This window comes from Ruegeria sp. E1, assembly GCF_056534225.1.
Genome location: NZ_JBQFPE010000002.1, coordinates 16,102 through 34,678, shown reverse-complemented (window position 1 = coordinate 34,678; position 18,577 = coordinate 16,102). Strand labels below are relative to the sequence as shown.

Genomic DNA, 18,577 nt, shown 5'->3' with positions numbered 1-18,577 from the left:
TGGCAGGTCAGTTGCCGACGCCGACCCCGATATAGGTCTCGAACCCGGCGCCTTCGGCCATTGCCGAGGAATAAACGTTGCGCAGGTCGACCATGCGCGCGGTTTTCATGGCCCCGGCCAGCTCGGTCAGGTTGAGCGCGCGGAATTCGTTCCATTCGGTCAGGATGACCACCGCGTCCGCGTCTTTGGCGGCGGCATAGGGGTCATCCATCCACTCAACACCCGGCAGCAGCGCTTCGCCTTCAGCGCGGCCCTGCGGATCAACCACGCGAACCCGCGCACCACTACCGATCAGTGCAGGGACAATGGTTAACGACGGTGCATCGCGCATGTCGTCGGTATCAGGTTTGAAGGTCACACCCAGAACGGCAATTGTTTTGCCGTTGAACCGATCATCGCAGACGTCGCGGATTTTCTCGATCATCCGGCTTTTGACGCCGTCATTCACTCGGATCACCGTCTCGGTGATCTGCATCGGATAGGCGTGCTCCTGACCTATGCGGGCCAGGGCTGCGGTGTCCTTTGGGAAACACGATCCGCCATAGCCGGGACCGGCGCGCAGGAACTTGTTGCCGATCCGACCATCCAGACCGATGCCGCGCGCGACCTCTTTCACGTCGCCGCCGACCCGTTCGCACAGGCCCGCGATTTCATTGATAAAGGTAATCTTGGTCGCCAGAAAGGCGTTGGCGGCGTATTTGATCAGTTCGGCGCTTTCCAGATCGGTGGTGATGATCGGGAAATCACGCAGGTAAAGCGGGCGGTATATCTCACCCATCACCTCGGCAGCACGGTCGGATTCGACACCGACAACCACGCGGTCGGGACGCATGAAGTCATCAATCGCCGCACCTTCGCGCAGAAATTCAGGGTTCGATGCCACGTCGAACTGGGCGTTCGGGTTCGCGGCTGTCACGACCTCATGCACCTTGCGGTTGGTACCGACGGGGACGGTCGATTTGGTTACGATGACCGCGTACCCGGTCAGAGATTCAGCGATCTCGCGCGCGGCGGCCATTACATAGGTCAGGTCGGCGTGGCCGTCCCCGCGTCGGGTCGGTGTGCCGACCGCGATGAAAACCGCATCTGCGCCATCGACAGCAGCGGCCAGATCGGTGGTAAAAGTCAAACGACCCGCCGCCACGTTTTTGGCCATCAACACATCCAGCCCGGGCTCATAGATGGGAACCGCGCCGGATTGCAGCATTTCAATCTTTTCGGCGGCCTTGTCGACGCAGATCACGTCATGACCGAAATCCGAAAAACACACCCCGGACACCAGGCCAACATATCCGGTGCCGATCATTGCAATGCGCATTTGTCCAAGTCCTTTCCTGGGCTTTCGCGCCGGAATACGCCGTTCAACGGCTGGTTTTCAAGCGGATTTTGAAATGCGCGCCGGTGGCCGCAGGATGGTTTCGGGGTTTTTGACCCACTGGAAACGCAGCGAGTTTCCCAACCGAGCGACATCAGATGTATCGGTTGCCTAACCTGTTGGATAAAGAGTAAGGGAGGCCAAGGCAGGGCCGGTGCCGAGACATCCATTGAAATTGTGGCCCATTGGTTAAATCGATGACGGTGAACTCAAAAAACACGCTCAAATCGCCTTCAGCGCAGGACCGCAGAGCCCGGCGCAATCGTCTGCTTTTGTTGCTGTCGCCGGTTCTTCTGTTGCTATCGCCCGTCCTGTTGCCGGTCTATTACGTCATACGCAGACGACAGGGAAAGTCGCTGTTTTCGGGGAAAAAGCGGCTTGCGCGATCCCCCTTGGGGCCGGTTGGGAAGATGGGCAAACTGGCCGGATCGCTGGCTTCGGTGCCGCCGCCGGTTCTGGATCAGGCGGAAGAGGCGCGTATTGATGCGATGCCGGACACCTTTGCATTGTGCCGTGTGATAGGAAACGATCTTGTGCCGCGCCACAAGGCCGGTCAGTCGCTGGAAAACGTGCGCTTCATTCTGGAAAACGAGCCAGAGTTCGAAGATTGCACCAAGCTATGGGTTCTGAACCGGATTTTTGATCCTGAAAATGAGGCCAGGCTGATCGCGTTGCTGGAACATCACGGGCAGATTTACCAGCGCATCCCTTTTGACGACGATACGTTGCAGTCCATCGGATACGATTTTTCGACCTTCACGGATGCGGCAGTCTTTTTCAATGGCACGATGGATTCGCTGGATGAGTTGATCCGGTTGCCGATGATTGCGCAGGCCTATCGGCTGCGTAACAACTATGTCATGAACAACAACGGTGCGCGGAACTTTGCGCTGGAGTTGTGTTTGAGCCACGCGAAATGGGCGCTGCCATTCGACGGCAACTGCTTTTTCACCCAGACTGCATGGCAGGCGATGCGCGACGACGTTCTGGCGGCGCGGGACAAGCGGTATTTCACGGTGCCCATGGCGCGGATGCTGGACAATCAGGATTTGCTGAATGACGGCGCTCCGCCCAATGCAACCGAAGAGCCGCAACTGGCCTTTCGTTGTGACGCGCCGCTCAGGTTCGATGAAGCCCATCCTTATGGGCGCAGACCGAAGGTTGAACTGTTCCTGCATCTGGGCATTTCCGGGCCCTGGGACAGTTGGCTTGTTTCACGGTTCGACATCCCGCCGCGTAAAGTGTGCGCTGAAGGCCACCGCGTTGGGCAGGCCGGTTGGGTTGCGCGGCTGTTTTCAGGTCAGGCTAAACTGGAACAGGACAAGGGCAGGGCGATCCGTGATCGCGGAGTTGCGCGAAATCTGGCTATTCGTGCGACTCTGGATATGCTCGAAGCCCGCCGAATGACAAGGGCATTGAAACACCCCGTTTTCTACGACAGGCGTCATATCGAAGGTCTTGCCAACGATCCGGCGCATGGCGATCGCCAGATCATAATGGCTGCTGCGGATGAAGCGTTGAAAAGGGGCCCATTCTCGGTTGTCGACAAACCCGAACCGGGGCCAAGCGGGGATTTGCACGACTATTTCCATCCAGCACCCTATTGGTGGCCAAACCCGAAAAACCCCGACGGGTTGCCCTATGTGCGGCAGGATGGAAACCGGGTTCCGGGCACGATCTTGTATGCACCCGAGAGCGACCAGTTCGACAGGACGCGCTTGCAGCGATTGTTTGATGACACAACTGCACTTGCGCTGGCGGCGCGGGTCACGGGGGAGAGTACCTATCGCGATCACGCCAGGTCGCTGGTCCGAACATGGTTCATCGATCCTGCCACGCGTATGAACCCGAACCTGAACTATGCGCAGGTCCGGCGTGGGCACAATGGAGATCGCGGTTCTGATAATGGGTTGATCGAGACCAAGGATTTTTACTTTTTCCTCGATGCTGTGCGGTTGCTGGACGACGAGGCGATCAACGATGGTTTGCGGGATTGGTGCTCGGATTTCCTTGAGTGGTTGAAAACCAGTGAACAGGGAATGAAGGAATGCCGGAACGCGAACAATCATGGCACTTGCTTCGATTTGCAGGTGGCGGCTTTGGCAGCGTTTCTTGGCGATACAACCACGCTGCAAGAGGTCAACCTGCGGGCGCAGGCCCGTGTCCTGGGGACCATCACCGCCGACGGAGCGCAGCCGCACGAGTTGAAACGGACGATGACGCAGCATTACTGCGCCTTCAATCTGCAAAGTTGGATCAACCTGTTTAACCTGCTGGAAGGGGCAGGGCTGCGCCCGTGGAACAGCGCGTCGGGGGAACGGGTCTTGCAGGCCATGCGCTCGCTGCTGGCAGACTCGGCTAAGGGTTGGAGCCATCCGCAGATCGAACCGTTCGAAATGGCCCGTCTCGCGCCCATCGATGATGCCTTGCGGCGCAGAACCGGGCAGGGGATCCTCCGGGTCGACGAGGTCCCTGCGCGGTTCTATCCCCATGATGGTATTGCCCCGTTCTGGAGACAGGCGCAGCGCGGTTCGGAAAATCCCGACGTGTAACATCACGTGCGGCTTGAATTGCCGTCGCGGTCGCGAGCCGGGACGATCACCCGCAATCTGCTGTTGCAACTTTTGCAATGATCTGGATGATCGGCGCCACAAAGACCGGAAAAGCCGGTCAGCCGCGCGGATGCGCGGGCAACAAAATAAACGGGGAGAACAAGATGTCTTTCAAATCTCTGATGATCGCCGCCAGTGCGACCGCTATGATTGCGGCCAGTGCTTCGGCGGAAACGCTGCGTTGGGCGCGGGCGGGGGACTCGCTGACGCTGGACCCACATGCGCAGAATGAGGGCCCGACCTCGACCTTTGCGCACCAGATCATGGAAACGCTGGTGATGCGCGATCACTCTGGTGCATTGGTGCCGTCGCTGGCAACCGAATGGGCACCGTCCGAGGACAATCCGAATGTGTGGGTTTTTAAACTGCGCGAAGGCGTGACCTTCCATGACGGTGCCGAGTTCGATAGCGAAGACGTGGTCTTTTCGCTGAACCGCGCGATGACACCGGATTCCGATTACAAGGAATTGCTGGCCTCGGTGAAAGAGGTGCGCGCGCCGGACAAATACACGGTTGAGATTGAAACCAATGGTCCGAACCCGATCATGCCCAACAACCTGACCAACATGTTTATGATGGACAAGGACTGGGCCGAGGCGAACAACGCGGTGAAAGTTCAGGATTATGAGGGCGGTGAAGACACGTTCGCGGCCAAGAACGCGAACGGTACCGGCCCTTACAAGCTGGTCAGCCGCGAGCCGGATGTAAAAACCGTTCTGACCGCCAACGAGAACTACTGGGGCAAGGATGAGTTCCCGCTGCAAGTGACCGAGATCATCTATACCCCGATCCAGAACGCCGCGACCCGCGTTGCCGCGCTGCTGTCGGGTGAGGTCGATTTCATTCAGGACGTTCCTGTGCAGGACCTTGAGCGGGTGGCCGGTACCGATGGTCTGGACGTGCGTACCGCGCCGCAGAACCGGGTGATTTTCTTTGGCATGAACATGGGCGATGCTGATCTGGGCTCGGACAGTGTTGATGGTGCCAACCCGTTGGCGGATGTACGCGTTCGTCAGGCCATGTCCAAAGCGATCAACCGCGATGCGATCCAGCAGGTCGTGATGCGCGGGCAGTCGGCTCCGGCTGGCATGATCTCGCCGCCTTTCGTGAATGGTTGGGACGAGGGCATGGACGCCTCGTCAACAACCGATATCGAAGGTGCCAAGGCGCTGATGGCCGAGGCGGGGTATCCCGATGGCTTCTCGCTGACGCTGAATTGCCCGAATGACCGCTACATCAATGATGAGGCGATCTGTCAGGCGGCGGTCGGGATGTTGGCGCAGATCGGCATTACCGTGAATCTGGATGCCAAGCCCAAGGCGCAGCACTTCCCGCTGCTGTCGAACCTTGAAACCGACTTCTACATGCTGGGCTGGGGTGTTCCGACATATGACTCGGAATATATCTTTAACTTCCTGGTCCACTCCAAGGGTGAGAAATACGGTTCGTGGAACGCGACCCGCTATTCGAACCCGGATCTGGATGCGAAGATTCAGGCCCTGGCGTCTGAAACCGATCTGCCTGCACGGGATCAGCAAATTGCTGATATCTGGCAGGTTGTGCAGGACGAACAGCTTTACATCCCGATCCACCATCAGGTGCTGAACTGGGGGATGAAGTCGAATGTCGGCACAATCGTCGAGCCGGAAGATTCGCCGAAGATCAAATATTTCGAGATGAATTGAACCATCTCTTAAAGTGCAGGGCAGGGCGCGGTTTCGCGCCCTGTTTTCGTTCGCGCAGCCGGTAACGGGTACGTGATCTCATTGTGAGAATTTCTTTACGTGGCGGCGAAAACGCGGGAAGGTTTGGGGATAAAAAGGGAGATATCACCATGATCCTCAGACACAGCGCCATTGGCCTGTCCATGTTGCTTGCCAGCACTGCACAGGCTGCCGAGTTCAAATGGGCCTCGACCACCGATCCGCAGACGATGGACCCGCACGCGGTCAACTCGGCCCCGGTGCTGGGGTTTCTCAACAACGTCTACGAAGGGCTGGTTCGGCGTGGCAAGGATATGCGGGTCGAGCCCGCGCTTGCAGTCAGTTGGGAGCCGATCGGCGATGGAGACGGCTGGCGATTCAATCTGCGCGAGGGCGTCACGTTCCATGATGGCAGCGAGTTCAACGCGCAGGACGTGCTGTTCAGCTATCAGCGCGCCTCGGGTGAGGCGGCGGATACCCGCAGCTGGTTTGCACCTGTCAGCGAAGTGAACGTGGTGGATGACTACACCATCGATTTCATGATGACCGCGCCAAACCCGCTGTTCCCGTCCTCGATTGCCAACTGGATGATCATGGATCAGGGCTGGGCCGAGGCAAATGAAGCTACGGTGCCGGACAAAGAGACCGGGAACTATGCGACTCTGAATGCCAATGGCACCGGTGCGTTCAAAGTTACCGCGCGCGAGCCCGGTCTGCGGACAGTGCTGGAACCTTTCGACGCGTGGTGGGACACGGCCGAGCATAATATCACCAGCGCCGAATTTACCCCGATCCAGAACCCTGCAACTGCGGTGGCGGCGATGCTGTCTGGTGACGTGGACATGATCAATCCGGTTCCGATTCAGGATGTTGCGCGCTTGCAGGGCAATGACGAGGTTGATGTCATTCAGGGGATCGAGGCGCGGGTGATCATGCTGGGCTTTGATCACGCGGCCGACACGCTGAAATACACCGATGACGCGGGCAAGCCGAACCCGTTCCAGGATGTGCGCGTACGGCAGGCGGTTGCTCAGGCAGTTAATGTCGATGCGATTCTGGCGACGATCATGCGGGGCAATGCAGAGGCGGCTTCGCAACTGGTAAGCCCGGCCATGAGCGGCTATTCCCGCGCCAATGCAGATCGCCCCGCATTTGATGTCGAAGCGGCCAAAGCCTTGTTGGCCGAGGCGGGTTATGCGGATGGGTTTTCGTTTGGTCTGAAATGCCCGAACGACCGCTATCTGAATGATGAGGCGGTGTGTCAGGCGGTTGTCTCGATGCTGGCCCAGATCGGGATCACGGCAGAGCTTGAGGCGATGCCGGTGCGCAACTACTGGCCGGAACTGCGCGAGGACAATTACGACATGTACCTTTTGGGCTGGAGCCCCGGTACATTTGACGCTGAACATCCTGTTCGGTTCCTCGTGGCAACGCCAAACGAAGAAAAGAAACTGGGCAGCTGGAACTTTGGCGGGTTCTCGAACGCGCGGGTTGATGAATTGCTGCCGCAAATACAGTCTGAGCTTGATCAGGACAAACGGCAGGCCATGCTTGATGAGGTCGCCGGCATTATTCAGGACGAACATGTCTATGTGCCGATGTATGTGCAGCCGCTGGTTTGGGGCACGCGCAGCAACATTGAGTTGACCCAGCGCCCTGACAACTTCTTCCTGTTGCGCTGGGTGACAGTGAACTAAGCGCATGGGCGTCATGATCAGCGGGGTCTATCACATCGATGACCCCGCACCGGACTCCGGGCTTGATGGCGAATTCCGCCGTCAGGCCTCGACCATTCGGAACAGTTTGCCTGATGGAGAATTGGAGCCCGGTCGCTTTCATCTTTATGCGGCCTGGAATTGCCCTTGGGCACACCGCGTTCTGCTGACCCGCGCCGTCAAAGGATTGCATTGTCTGATTTCAGTGTCCTATGCCAAGCCACGACGTACACCGGATGGCTGGGTGTTTGATGTCGAAGGCGAATACTCGGATTCGTTGTTTGGCGTCGCAGCCCTGCATCAGGCCTATGCACGGGTTTCGCCGGGCTATACCGGCCGCATAACTGTCCCGTTGCTTTGGGATCGGATCGAAGATTGCGCAGTTTCCAATGAATCCGCGGATCTCGTGCGGATGCTGGGGACGTTGCCGGATTTTGGGCCGAACCTTGCACCGTCGGAAAAGCTGACTCAGATTGATGATTGGAACGAAAAAATCTATCCGAGGCTGAACAACGGTGTCTATCGTGCCGGGTTTGCCCGCACGCAAGAGGCTTATGAGGCCGGATGCCGCGATGTGTTTGCCATGCTGGACGAGATCGAAACCCATCTGTCCAACAACAGATACCTGTGCGGAGATACCCTGACCGAAGCCGATCTGCGCCTGTTTCCGACCCTGGCTCGGTTTGATGTCGCATATCACTATGCGTTCCGGTGCAATTTGCGGCGGTTGATCGACTATCCAAACCTGTGGGGTTACGCCCGTGACCTATACGCGATGCCGGAAATCGCTGAAACCGTGGCGTTTGACATCTACAAAACCGGGTACTTCTCACCGTCCGAGTTGCGCAATCCGCTGGGCCTTGTGCCCATGGGGCCCGACATAGACTGGACACTGCCGCACGACCGGGGCAAGGCCACAGCCGCGACATCTTGACCATCCGGTCGGGGACAGCATAGAGAGACGGACCAACGAGGAAATCGAATGTTCGCTTATATCGTCCGCAGGATGTTCCAATCCGTGATCGTGCTTTTGGTCGTGGGTCTGGTCGCCTTTTCAATGTTCCGCTTTGTCGGAGATCCGATCGACAACATGCTGGGGCAAGAACGCACGCAGGCCGATATCGACAGGCTGCGCACCGAATTGGGCCTAGATCAGCCCTTTGTTGTGCAATATGCCAAGTTCCTGCAAGGCGCGGTTCAGGGCAATTTCGGCGTCTCTTACCGGCAGGGCCGCCCGGTTTCGACAATCCTTGTAGAACGCGCCCCGGCAACGCTGGAATTGGCCTTTGTTTCGGGATTTCTGGCGATCACGATGGGTATCGCGCTCGGGGTGTTTACGGCCATCCGACGACAAGGGATCGCGGCCAATGTTATTATGACGGTATCCCTGATTGGCGTATCGCTGCCCACCTTCCTCATTGGTATTTTGCTGATCTATATCTTTTCGGTCGAGCTTGACCTGCTACCCAGCTTTGGGAGGGGTGAGACCGTTATGATTGGTGGTTGGTCAACGGGATTTCTGACGGCCTCAGGGCTCAAGGCGTTGATATTGCCCGCAATCACGCTGGGGCTGTATCAGATGACGCTGATCATGCGGTTGGTGCGGTCTGAAATGCTTGAGGTGCTGCGCGCCGACTATGTCCGTTTCGCCCGTGCGCGCGGCCTGTCGGATCGGGTGATCAATTTCCGCCACGCGCTGAAGAATACGCTGGTGCCGGTGATTACGATCACCGGCTTGCAACTGGGCTCGATCATCGCCTTTGCCATCATCACCGAAACGGTGTTCCAGTGGCCCGGCGTTGGCCTTCTATTCATCAATGCGATCCAGTTCGTCGATATTCCGGTCATGGCGGCTTATCTTATGCTGATTTCGGTGATGTTCGTGACGATCAACCTGATCGTCGATCTTCTTTACTATGCCATTGACCCGCGCCTGCGTGTCGACGCGAGGGCCACATGAGCGATACGATGGAAACCCCGAAAGTGGCACCCAAGTCGCGCATGGCCAAGTTTTGGGACAGCGATTTTGCCTGGTCGTTTCGGCATTCGCCGGTGGCCGTTATTGCCTCGCTTGTGGTCGTGATCCTTGTGCTGGCAGCGATCTTTGCACCGCTGATCGCGCCCTATAACCCGTTTGATCCGGCGACTTTGAACCTGATGAATGGGTTTACGCCTCCGGGGACGCCCAACGCCTTCACGCAGGAAACCTTTCTGCTGGGCACCGACGATCAGGGGCGGGACGTGTTTTCGACCATCCTCTATGGTCTACGCATTTCGCTGTTCGTTGGTACGGCGGCGGTTTTGCTGGCGTTGATCATTGGCGTGATCCTCGGGCTGATCGCGGCCTATTATGGCGGCTGGATTGAAACCTTCATCATGCGGGTAGCCGATGTGCAGCTGACCTTCCCCGCCATTCTGGTTGCCATGCTGATCTTTGGCATCGCCAAGGGCGTGACGCCGCCCGAATACCGCAACGAGATGGCGATCTATGTTCTGATCATCGCCATTGCCCTGTCCGACTGGGTGCAGTTCGCGCGTGTTGTGCGCGGGGCCGCCTTGGTCGAGAAAAACAAGGAATACGTACAGGCCGCGCGCCTGATCGGGCGCGGGTCATTCCCGATCATGTTCCGTCATATTCTGCCGAATGTACTCAGCCCCGTGCTGGTGATCGCAACCATCTCGCTGGCGCTGGCCATCATTGCCGAGGCGACGCTGAGTTTCCTTGGCGTTGGTGCTCCGCCAACGCAGCCCTCATTGGGCACGCTGATCCGCATCGGTCAGGGATTCCTGTTCTCGGGTGAGTGGTGGATCCTCTTCTTCCCGGCCTGCACCCTGCTGGCACTGGCCTTGTCCGTGAACCTGCTGGGTGACTGGTTGCGCGACGCATTGAACCCCAAGCTGCGGTGAATTCATGAGCCTTCTGACGATCGAAAACCTCACCGTCGAATTCCCGACCCGCCGCCAGCTGTTTACCGCGGTGGATCACGCAAGCCTGTCGGTCGAGCCGGGCGAAATTCACGGGCTTGTTGGCGAATCCGGCGCAGGCAAATCCACCATCGGCGCGGCCGTCATGGGCCTGCTGGAACGTCCCGGCCGGATAGCCAGCGGCGAGATCAAGCTGGGCGGCGATCAGATCAGTGGAATCGATGCCGAGGCGATGCGCGGGCTGCGGGGCAAAAAGATCTCGATGATCTTTCAGGACCCGCTGACCTCACTAAACCCGCTGTTTACAGTGCGCGAACAACTGACAGAGACTATTCTGGCCCATATTGGCGGATCTGAGGCCGATGCAAACAAACGCGCCCGCGATCTGATAGACCGCGTAGGCATTCCCGACCCGGACACACGGCTGGATCAGTATCCGCATCAGTTCTCGGGCGGAATGCGGCAACGTGTGGTCATCGCGCTGGCGCTGTGTACCGAGCCGGATGTGATCATCGCAGATGAACCTACGACGGCGCTGGACGTGTCGGTTCAGGCGCAAATTCTCGACCTGATCAAGGAACTGGCGCGTGAACGGCAGGTCGGCGTCATCCTGATCACGCATGATATGGGTGTTATTGCCGATACCACCGACAAGGTGACGGTGATGTATGCGGGCAAGGTGGTCGAATCCGGCCCAACGGCGCAGGTGATGGGCCAGCCCAGCCACGAATACACCAAGTCTCTGATCGCCGCGGTGCCACGCCCGACGCTTAAACTGCATCGGTTTCCGCAGATCAGCTATGGCGGGCGCGAGACGCGGTTTGCCATCGAGGATATGGCGCGGCACTGGCCGAAGGTGGACAACGACACCTCGAAACCGGTGTTCGAGATTCGCGATCTGACCAAGAAGTTCCTGCAGCGCAAGGGGTTACTGCCCTGGGATAAGACCTACTTTACCGCAGTGGATCAGGTCAGTTTCGACATTCGGGCAGGAGAAGTGTTTGGCGTCGTGGGCGAATCCGGGTCCGGTAAATCCACCGTCGCGCGGATGATTGCGGGCCTTTATCCGGTTGATGGCGGCTCGATCACCTTCAACGGGCAGTTGGTCAGCGACCTGGGCAACCGAGCGGTGCAGGATGAATACCGCAAACAGATCCAGATGATCTTTCAGGATCCCTATTCCTCGCTGAACCCCCGGATGCGGGTGGACGAGATCGTGGCCGAACCGATACGCCATCATCGCCTGATGGATGGCACTGACATCAAGCGGCGCGTGGATGAGTTGCTGGATCAGGTGGGGCTGGGGCATGAGGCCGGGTTGAAATATCCGCATGAGTTCTCGGGTGGCCAGCGCCAGCGGATATCGATCGCGCGGGCATTGGCAACGCAGCCGCGATTCCTGATTTGCGACGAACCGACAAGTGCGCTGGATGTCTCGATCCAGGCGCAAATTTTGAACATCCTGAAGGATTTGCAGGAGCATCTGGGTTTGACTATGCTGTTCATCAGCCATGACCTGCCGGTTGTGCGTCAGATGTGCGACCGGGTCGCGGTGATGAAGCAAGGCCGGATGGTCGAGATACAGGGCACCGATGACCTGTTTGCCAAGCCGCAAACGGACTACGCGCGGGAGTTGCTGCATCTCATGCCGAAACTGGACGATCTTTCGACCGATGGGCTGGGTCTTGAGGGTTAGTCTGGTTCAGGACACGTCTGTACGGTCCGGACCGTGCATCGTGGCAAAACCAACTCAACTGTTTGAACTAATCAATTATGTAAATATAAGCCGGTTTCAATGTGATCTTTTGCGACCCAAACTGGACGACATTGATCAGGAAATTGAAACGGATATTGAGGTGAACTAAATGGAGAACGATCCTCTGACGCGACGCAAAAACACTTTGTTGAAACCGTTTCGTTCACTCGCTTCCAAGTTAAGAAAACCCAAGCGCAGCAAGCTTAAGAAAGAAGCAAGAGAAGCTTGCGCGCGGTCCCGTGCGCGGGTGACCGAACTGCTTGGTGAAAGAAATTACACTGCCGCTTTGCAAGTCTGCCGCGAGGTTTGCAAAAGCCCGTATGCCTGGCCGACCGATCATTCGCGGCGCACCCGGATTCTCCATGCGTTGGGCAAAGCGCATATTGTAAAGCGATACGTAGCTTGGCTTCACAACATCTACGAGCAGGGACGAATTTCGCGGGCGGATTTTGCAGCGCGCTTGTGGGCCGCCTGGCTTCCGAAGTCGGCTCTTGAGATATTGGGTGAGCGAGAGAATTGGCAGGAAAACACAACTGCCGAAATTGCCGCCCTGCGATCATTGATCGATTTGCGCCGTTTCGCCGAAGCCCGAGAACTGGCTGAATCCTCTGAACACCCCACAAAGATAAGTACTATGCATGATCGAGCGACCTTAGCGCTTAATGCGCTGTCAGATCACGGCATTGCGACACAGGCAGGGCAGGATGCGGCCTATCCTGTGCTTGAGAATTGGCTTGAGCATCACAAGACCCAACCTGCGCCGGCGTATACTTCGGTTTCCGGCCGGGTGCTGCTCTACAGCCATTCTTTGGGGATCGGCGGTGCAGAAAGACAGGTGACGCATCTTGTTGCCAATCTCGCTCAGGATACCGAAGTCAGCTCGCTCCATCTTCTTCTGAAAGAGCAGCCTAAGAACGCGTTTGAACTCGCTGGAAAGTATGAGAAATTCTCGACGCATTTGCTGTCTGATATGGGTGGATCGCTCCCTGAGCCTTGGGACGAGGCGCCAATCTACAAGAAAGTCATCCCATTGGCCGAGGTGGCCGGATTGCGCTCATTGAATCCGGTTTTGCGCGCGATTTACGAACTGAAACCCGAAGTGATTCATGTGCGTGGTGGCCTTCATGCCGAAGTAGCGCTTGCCGCTGTTTTGGCAGGGGTGCCTCGTGTTGTCGTCCACTTTGGATCGATGACACGCGGCCAGCAGTCCTTTGGATCTGAGATCGAAAACCTTCGCGAGAAACTCACCGAGCATGTGCTTGGACTGTGCGCGCTATTCCCACAGGTTGTGCTGACCGCAAATAGCCGGGCGGCGGCGGACGACTGGGCGCTTGCGACCGGGCTGCCCAAGGATCGTTTTACCACGATCTACAACGCAATCGAACCTGGCGAGCTTGGGTTTAGTGATTTGGGACCATTTGATGCAAAAACCGATCGGCCCCTGACCGTTGGCGGGGTGTTCCGATTTTCGCCGGTAAAAGATCCGTTGCTTTGGGTGACAGTTGCACAAAAGGTAAACGAGGCGATCCCCGGTACGCGGTTTCTGATGGTTGGCGACGGCCCACTCAGGCATGATATCGAAAAGGCGGTGCAGTCCGCTGGCCTTGGCGATCAGTTCATACTGCCCGGAATGGTTTCAGGCGATTTGTTCGACTATCTTCGACAAATGGATCTGTTCCTGATGACCACGCAAACCGAAAGCCTACCCAATGCGGTGATCGAGGCGCAATTGGCCGGACTACCCGTTGTTGCCCCAGACGTGGGTGGAATCAGCGAAGCCATTGCGGCGACCGATACAGGTCGTTTAACGGATAGGGACGCAGAGACGCTTGCGCAGGCTGTTATTGACGGTCTGCGCGATGAGCGATGGCGTGCGTCAGTTCATGAGCGCAGTCCGAAGTTGATCCTAGACAGGTTTTCGCGTAGGGCCCAGCTGGATGCAGTTAAAGAAGCTTACGGCTGGAACTAGTCAATGAAATACAGGCCCGAGGTCGATGGTCTCCGCGCGCTTGCGGTTGTACCGGTTATTCTCTTTCACGCGGGATTTTCCATTTTTTCCGGCGGCTACGTGGGCGTTGATGTCTTCTTTGTCATCTCGGGCTATTTGATCACCACGATCCTGGTGAATGATCTTGAGCAGGGTCGGTATTCGATTGCCAACTTTTATGAGCGACGCGTAAGGCGGATAATTCCGGCGCTCTACTGTGTCATACTCGCCAGTTTCATCGCAGGTTGGTTTATCCTGATGCCTGCAGACTTCGAGAGCTTCTCGCTCAGCGCTGTGGCCGTCACGACGTTCTGGTCGAACATCTTGTTTTGGATGGAAAGCGGGTATTTCGATACCGAAACGGAACTTAAACCACTGTTGCACACATGGTCATTAGCGGTTGAAGAGCAGTTTTACATTTTCTTTCCTGTCCTTCTTGCCCTTCTTTGGCGTTTTGGGCGTATAGCCGTTTGGGCCGTATTGTCGGTGATCGCCGTTGCAAGCTTCGCGCTGGTCACATGGGATTTTGGTGCGCTGAGCGAACCCGAGGCCGCATTTTATCTGTTGCCGACCCGAGCGTGGGAGCTGATGGCTGGGGCACTGGTGGCGCTGTACCTGACGCGACCCAACCCGTGGCGACCTTCGCCTGCAGTTTGTGGTGTGCTGTCTGTTTCCGGAATGGCTTTGATCCTGTTTGCAGTTTTCGCCTATGACAAGCATACGCCGTTTCCCAGCCCCTATGCGCTGGCGCCGATCATCGGAACGATGCTTATCATTCTGTTCGAAGGCAAGCAGACATGGTCGTATCGCATTCTTGCCAATCCGGTGTTTATCGGGATCGGCTTGATAAGCTATTCGGCCTATCTGTGGCATCAGCCTGTGTTCGCATATGTCCGCTATATGAGTCTTGATGAGCCGTCCCATTGGATCATGGCGGCGTTGTGTGTCGTGACGCTGGTGCTGGCATTTCTAAGCTACAAGTTTGTCGAGACACCGTTCCGGCGACCAGTGCAGCGATCCCGGTCGCGTGTCTTTATCCCGGCGGCCTCGGTAGGGGCTTTGTTCATCGTTGCGGGATTGGCCTTTGCTTGGTCGCAAGGGATGCCCGGGCGGTACGCTCAGGTACATCAGGCGGTTTTTCAGCAATACGACAACCCGGGTGATTATGTCCGTGAGCGTTTTAGGAAATATCGCGGCGTTGAATTCGAGGCCCGAGACGACAAACAAAAACTACTGATCATTGGCGACAGTTATGCGCAAGATATGGTGAATGCTGTGATTGAATCGCGGTTGGATGAAATGTTTCAATTGTCGACGTTTTACATCTCAGCTCGCTGCGGCAACTTGTTCCTCAAGCGTGATTTCACTGATTTGATTGCACCCGGTGACCGGAAATTGTGCTCGAAACGTGCAGGGTACGAAGATGAGGCACTTCAGGAACGTATCGCGCAGGCAGATGAGATATGGCTGGTGTCTAGTTGGCACGATTGGCAGGCAAATCACTTACCTGAAAGTCTTGAGAACTTGAAACAAGTAACAGATGCAAATGTTCTGGTAATGGGTCGCAAAAATTTTGGCTCGACAATGTCGCTCAAGCATTACATGGCTGAATATAATGACGGAAACGAGGATATCGTTGTCGATATCAGAGCGAGCCATCAGCAAACAAATGATCTGATGCGCGAAACACTGTCTCCATCTTTGTTTGTCGATATTTCCGAGATGATGTGCGGAAGCGGGCCAACCTGTCGGAATACGACCGAGGAAGGTCTGCTAATTTCTTACGACGGTGGACACCTGACCCAGGCTGGCGCGGCTCTCATGGGGGAGCGCCTGTCGGTACTTTTGCAACAACGACTTGAGTGACGTTCGATTTCGCTTCATATGTGCGCCGATGACTGCCCGACTGGGCAAACAGGAAGGTTTGGATTCGTGCAAAAAGTTCTGATTACAGGCACTGCCGGTTTTATCGGATTTCACCTCGCTAAATTACTGCTTGCCAATGGGGATCGGGTTCACGGTTTCGACGGGATGACGGATTACTATGATGTGCGCTTGAAACAGCGCCGTCACGCAGCCTTGCTGCAGAATCCGAACTTCTCGTGTGACGAGGGTATGTTAGAGGATGTACAGACTTTCGACCGGGTGGCGGACGGGTTCGAACCTGACGTGATCGTGCACCTCGCTGCGCAGGCTGGCGTGCGGTACAGTCTTGAAAATCCGCGGGCCTATATCGACAGCAATGTGGTGGGCACTTTCAACGTGATGGAGGCTGCGCGGCGCCACAAAGTGCAGCACCTGCTGATGGCATCGACCTCGTCCGTTTACGGTGCGAACACGGACATGCCATTTGACGAGTGCGAAAAGGCGGATACGCAGCTTACGATCTACGCTGCAACCAAGAAGGCCAATGAAAGCATGGGGCATTCCTATGCCCATCTCTGGGACTTGCCGACCACGATGTTCCGCTTTTTTACGGTTTATGGCACTTGGGGTCGCCCGGACCTTGCGCTCTATAAGTTCGTAGATGCGATTTTGGATGACCGGCCTATCGATATCTACAATCACGGCGATATGTACCGCGATTTCACCTATGTGGATGATTTGGTGCGTGCAATTTCGCTTCTGATCAAAGCCGTCCCAGTGCGCCCCGAGACGCCTGAAGATATCGAAGACGGCGATAGCCTGAGCCCGGTTGCCCCGTACCGTGTGGTAAATATCGGCAATTCGGATAAGGTTCGCCTGCTGGACTTCATTGATGCCATCGAGGAAAGCCTGGGCAAGAAGGCCATCCGCAACTACATGGACATCCAGATGGGTGACGTTCCCGCGACATGGGCCAATGCCGATCTTTTGCAGCGGCTGACGGGGTATCGACCTCAGACGGATTTCAAGGACGGGATTCAGAAATTCGTCGACTGGTTCCGAGATTACTACGACAAATAGAGCGCGAAGCTGCCTGTCGTTAATCGGTGGGCTGCCCTTTTGAGTTGCCTGTCATTCGACACGGTGTTAACTGACGCGGCAATTCGTGAGATGTACAGAAAACAAGCGCTTGATTGAGGTTTTGGCGGGACCGATGATGAATTTTGACGACAAGAAAATTGCTGTAATCGGTCTGGGTTACGTAGGCCTGCCCCTGGCCGTCGAATTTGGCAAAAGCCGTGCAGTGGTCGGTTTTGATCTGAACGGCGAGCGGATCAACATGCTTCGATCCGGAGAAGACAGCACGCTGGAGGTTTCGCCCGAAGAACTGACGGCTGCCAAGCATCTGAGCTATACCACTCAAGTCGAAGATATTCGCGATTGTGACATCTACATCGTCACGGTTCCCACCCCGATCGACCATGTGAACCGGCCTGATCTAACGCCCTTGCGCAAAGCGTCGGCTTCGGTCGGTTCGACCCTGTCCAAAGGCAACGTTGTTATCTACGAATCCACAGTCTTTCCCGGATGTACCGAAGAGGTTTGTGTGCCAATCCTCGAACAGTCGTCAGGTCTGACGTTCAACGTGGATTTCTTCTGCGGCTACAGCCCCGAACGCATTAACCCTGGTGACAAGACGAACACGCTGACCAACATCGTCAAGGTCACATCCGGCTCGACACCGGACGTGGCTTCGGGAATTGATGCTTTGTACGGATCGATCGTCAAAGCTGGCACGTTTCCTGCTAGCTCGATCAAGGTTGCCGAGGCGGCAAAGGTGATTGAGAATACGCAGAGGGACATCAATATCGCGTTGGTGAATGAGCTTTCGGTGATCTTCAACCGCCTTGAGATCGATACGAAAGACGTACTGGAAGCCGCTGGAAGCAAATGGAACTTTCTTCCGTTCCGCCCTGGTCTGGTTGGTGGTCATTGCATCGGTGTTGACCCGTATTATCTTACGCACAAAGCCGAAGAGGTCGGATATAATCCGCAGGTTATTCTTGCGGGGCGTCGGATCAACGACAATATGGGGCGCTATGCCGCGCGCAACGTGATCAAGATGATGTCGCAGAGCGAGATCAATATTACCAAGGCGCGCATCGCCGTTCTGGGCATCACGTTCAAGGAAAACTGCCCGGATATCCGAAACTCGAAGGTCATAGACCTGATCCGCGAGTTTCAGGACTGGGGCGTCGAAGTTCTGGTCGCTGATGCCTGGGCAGACGCAGACGAGGTTCTTGCCGAATATGGCATTACGCTAACGCCTTTCGACCAGATCAAAGACGTCGATGCAGTGACCGTCGCCGTCGCGCATCAGGAATATGCACAGCTGGAGCCGCGGCAACTGCGTGACATGTGCGGTGCCGACATTCCGATGATTGCTGATCTGAAATCGGTGTTTGATCGTGAGGCCCTGACGGAAACGGGCTTTAAAGTGTTCCGCTTCTAGACGCAGAATGCATATTTGCGATCATCATATGCAAACAAGTTTCAGACGATTGTCTGTGGACCAAGCCGGCGGTGATTGCCGCTGATACGATATTGGCAAATTGCCGAACTGAGTTAAAGGATCGCA

General features: G+C 56.5%; 12 protein-coding genes. 11 read left to right on the top strand and 1 reads right to left on the bottom strand.

What is annotated here, in order from left to right; genetic code table 11:
- Window positions 1-7 precede the first annotated feature (7 nt).
- Complete coding sequence (locus ACR0FG_RS02175; protein ID WP_170710857.1) at window positions 8-1,318, bottom strand: UDP-glucose dehydrogenase family protein; 1,311 nt, start codon at window positions 1,316-1,318, stop codon at window positions 8-10.
- Between the two features lie 254 nt (window positions 1,319-1,572).
- On the opposite strand from ACR0FG_RS02175, the gene ACR0FG_RS02170 reads away from it, so the two are divergent.
- The 11 genes from ACR0FG_RS02170 (at window position 1,573) to ACR0FG_RS02120 (ending at window position 18,451) form a co-directional block, all read left to right on the top strand.
- On the top strand, window positions 1,573-3,927 hold the full coding sequence (locus tag ACR0FG_RS02170) for an alginate lyase family protein (RefSeq protein ID WP_480889615.1): 2,355 nt from the start codon (window positions 1,573-1,575) through the stop codon (window positions 3,925-3,927).
- A gap of 164 nt (window positions 3,928-4,091) precedes the next feature.
- Window positions 4,092-5,672, top strand: coding sequence for an ABC transporter substrate-binding protein (locus tag ACR0FG_RS02165; RefSeq protein WP_480889613.1), 1,581 nt, complete (start codon window positions 4,092-4,094; stop codon window positions 5,670-5,672).
- Between the two features lie 149 nt (window positions 5,673-5,821).
- Entirely contained in the window at window positions 5,822-7,387 is a 1,566-nt protein-coding gene (locus ACR0FG_RS02160) for an ABC transporter substrate-binding protein (RefSeq protein ID WP_480889611.1), read from the top strand.
- 4 nt (window positions 7,388-7,391) lie between these two features.
- Window positions 7,392-8,339: a glutathione S-transferase family protein gene (locus ACR0FG_RS02155; RefSeq protein ID WP_480889610.1), complete on the top strand. Its 948-nt coding sequence runs from the start codon at window positions 7,392-7,394 to the stop codon at window positions 8,337-8,339.
- A 48-nt stretch (window positions 8,340-8,387) separates the two neighbouring features.
- On the top strand, window positions 8,388-9,365 hold the full coding sequence (locus ACR0FG_RS02150) for an ABC transporter permease (RefSeq protein ID WP_170710862.1): 978 nt from the start codon (window positions 8,388-8,390) through the stop codon (window positions 9,363-9,365).
- Window positions 9,362-10,312, top strand: a complete 951-nt coding sequence (locus tag ACR0FG_RS02145) for an ABC transporter permease (protein WP_170710863.1) — start codon at window positions 9,362-9,364, stop codon at window positions 10,310-10,312. Before ACR0FG_RS02150 ends, ACR0FG_RS02145 begins: the two co-directional genes overlap by 4 nt.
- Before the next feature lie 4 nt (window positions 10,313-10,316).
- Window positions 10,317-12,026, top strand: coding sequence for an ABC transporter ATP-binding protein (locus ACR0FG_RS02140; RefSeq protein WP_480889607.1), 1,710 nt, complete (start codon window positions 10,317-10,319; stop codon window positions 12,024-12,026).
- Between the two features lie 694 nt (window positions 12,027-12,720).
- Window positions 12,721-14,055 (top strand): glycosyltransferase, encoded by a 1,335-nt coding sequence (locus tag ACR0FG_RS02135; protein WP_480889605.1) that lies wholly within the window; start codon window positions 12,721-12,723, stop codon window positions 14,053-14,055.
- A 3-nt stretch (window positions 14,056-14,058) separates the two neighbouring features.
- Window positions 14,059-15,939, top strand: a complete 1,881-nt coding sequence (locus ACR0FG_RS02130) for an acyltransferase family protein (RefSeq protein ID WP_480889603.1) — start codon at window positions 14,059-14,061, stop codon at window positions 15,937-15,939.
- A gap of 66 nt (window positions 15,940-16,005) precedes the next feature.
- Window positions 16,006-17,019, top strand: a complete 1,014-nt coding sequence (locus tag ACR0FG_RS02125; protein ID WP_480889601.1) for an NAD-dependent epimerase/dehydratase family protein — start codon at window positions 16,006-16,008, stop codon at window positions 17,017-17,019.
- A gap of 136 nt (window positions 17,020-17,155) precedes the next feature.
- Window positions 17,156-18,451 (top strand): nucleotide sugar dehydrogenase, encoded by a 1,296-nt coding sequence (locus ACR0FG_RS02120; protein WP_480890150.1) that lies wholly within the window; start codon window positions 17,156-17,158, stop codon window positions 18,449-18,451.
- Window positions 18,452-18,577 lie beyond the last annotated feature (126 nt).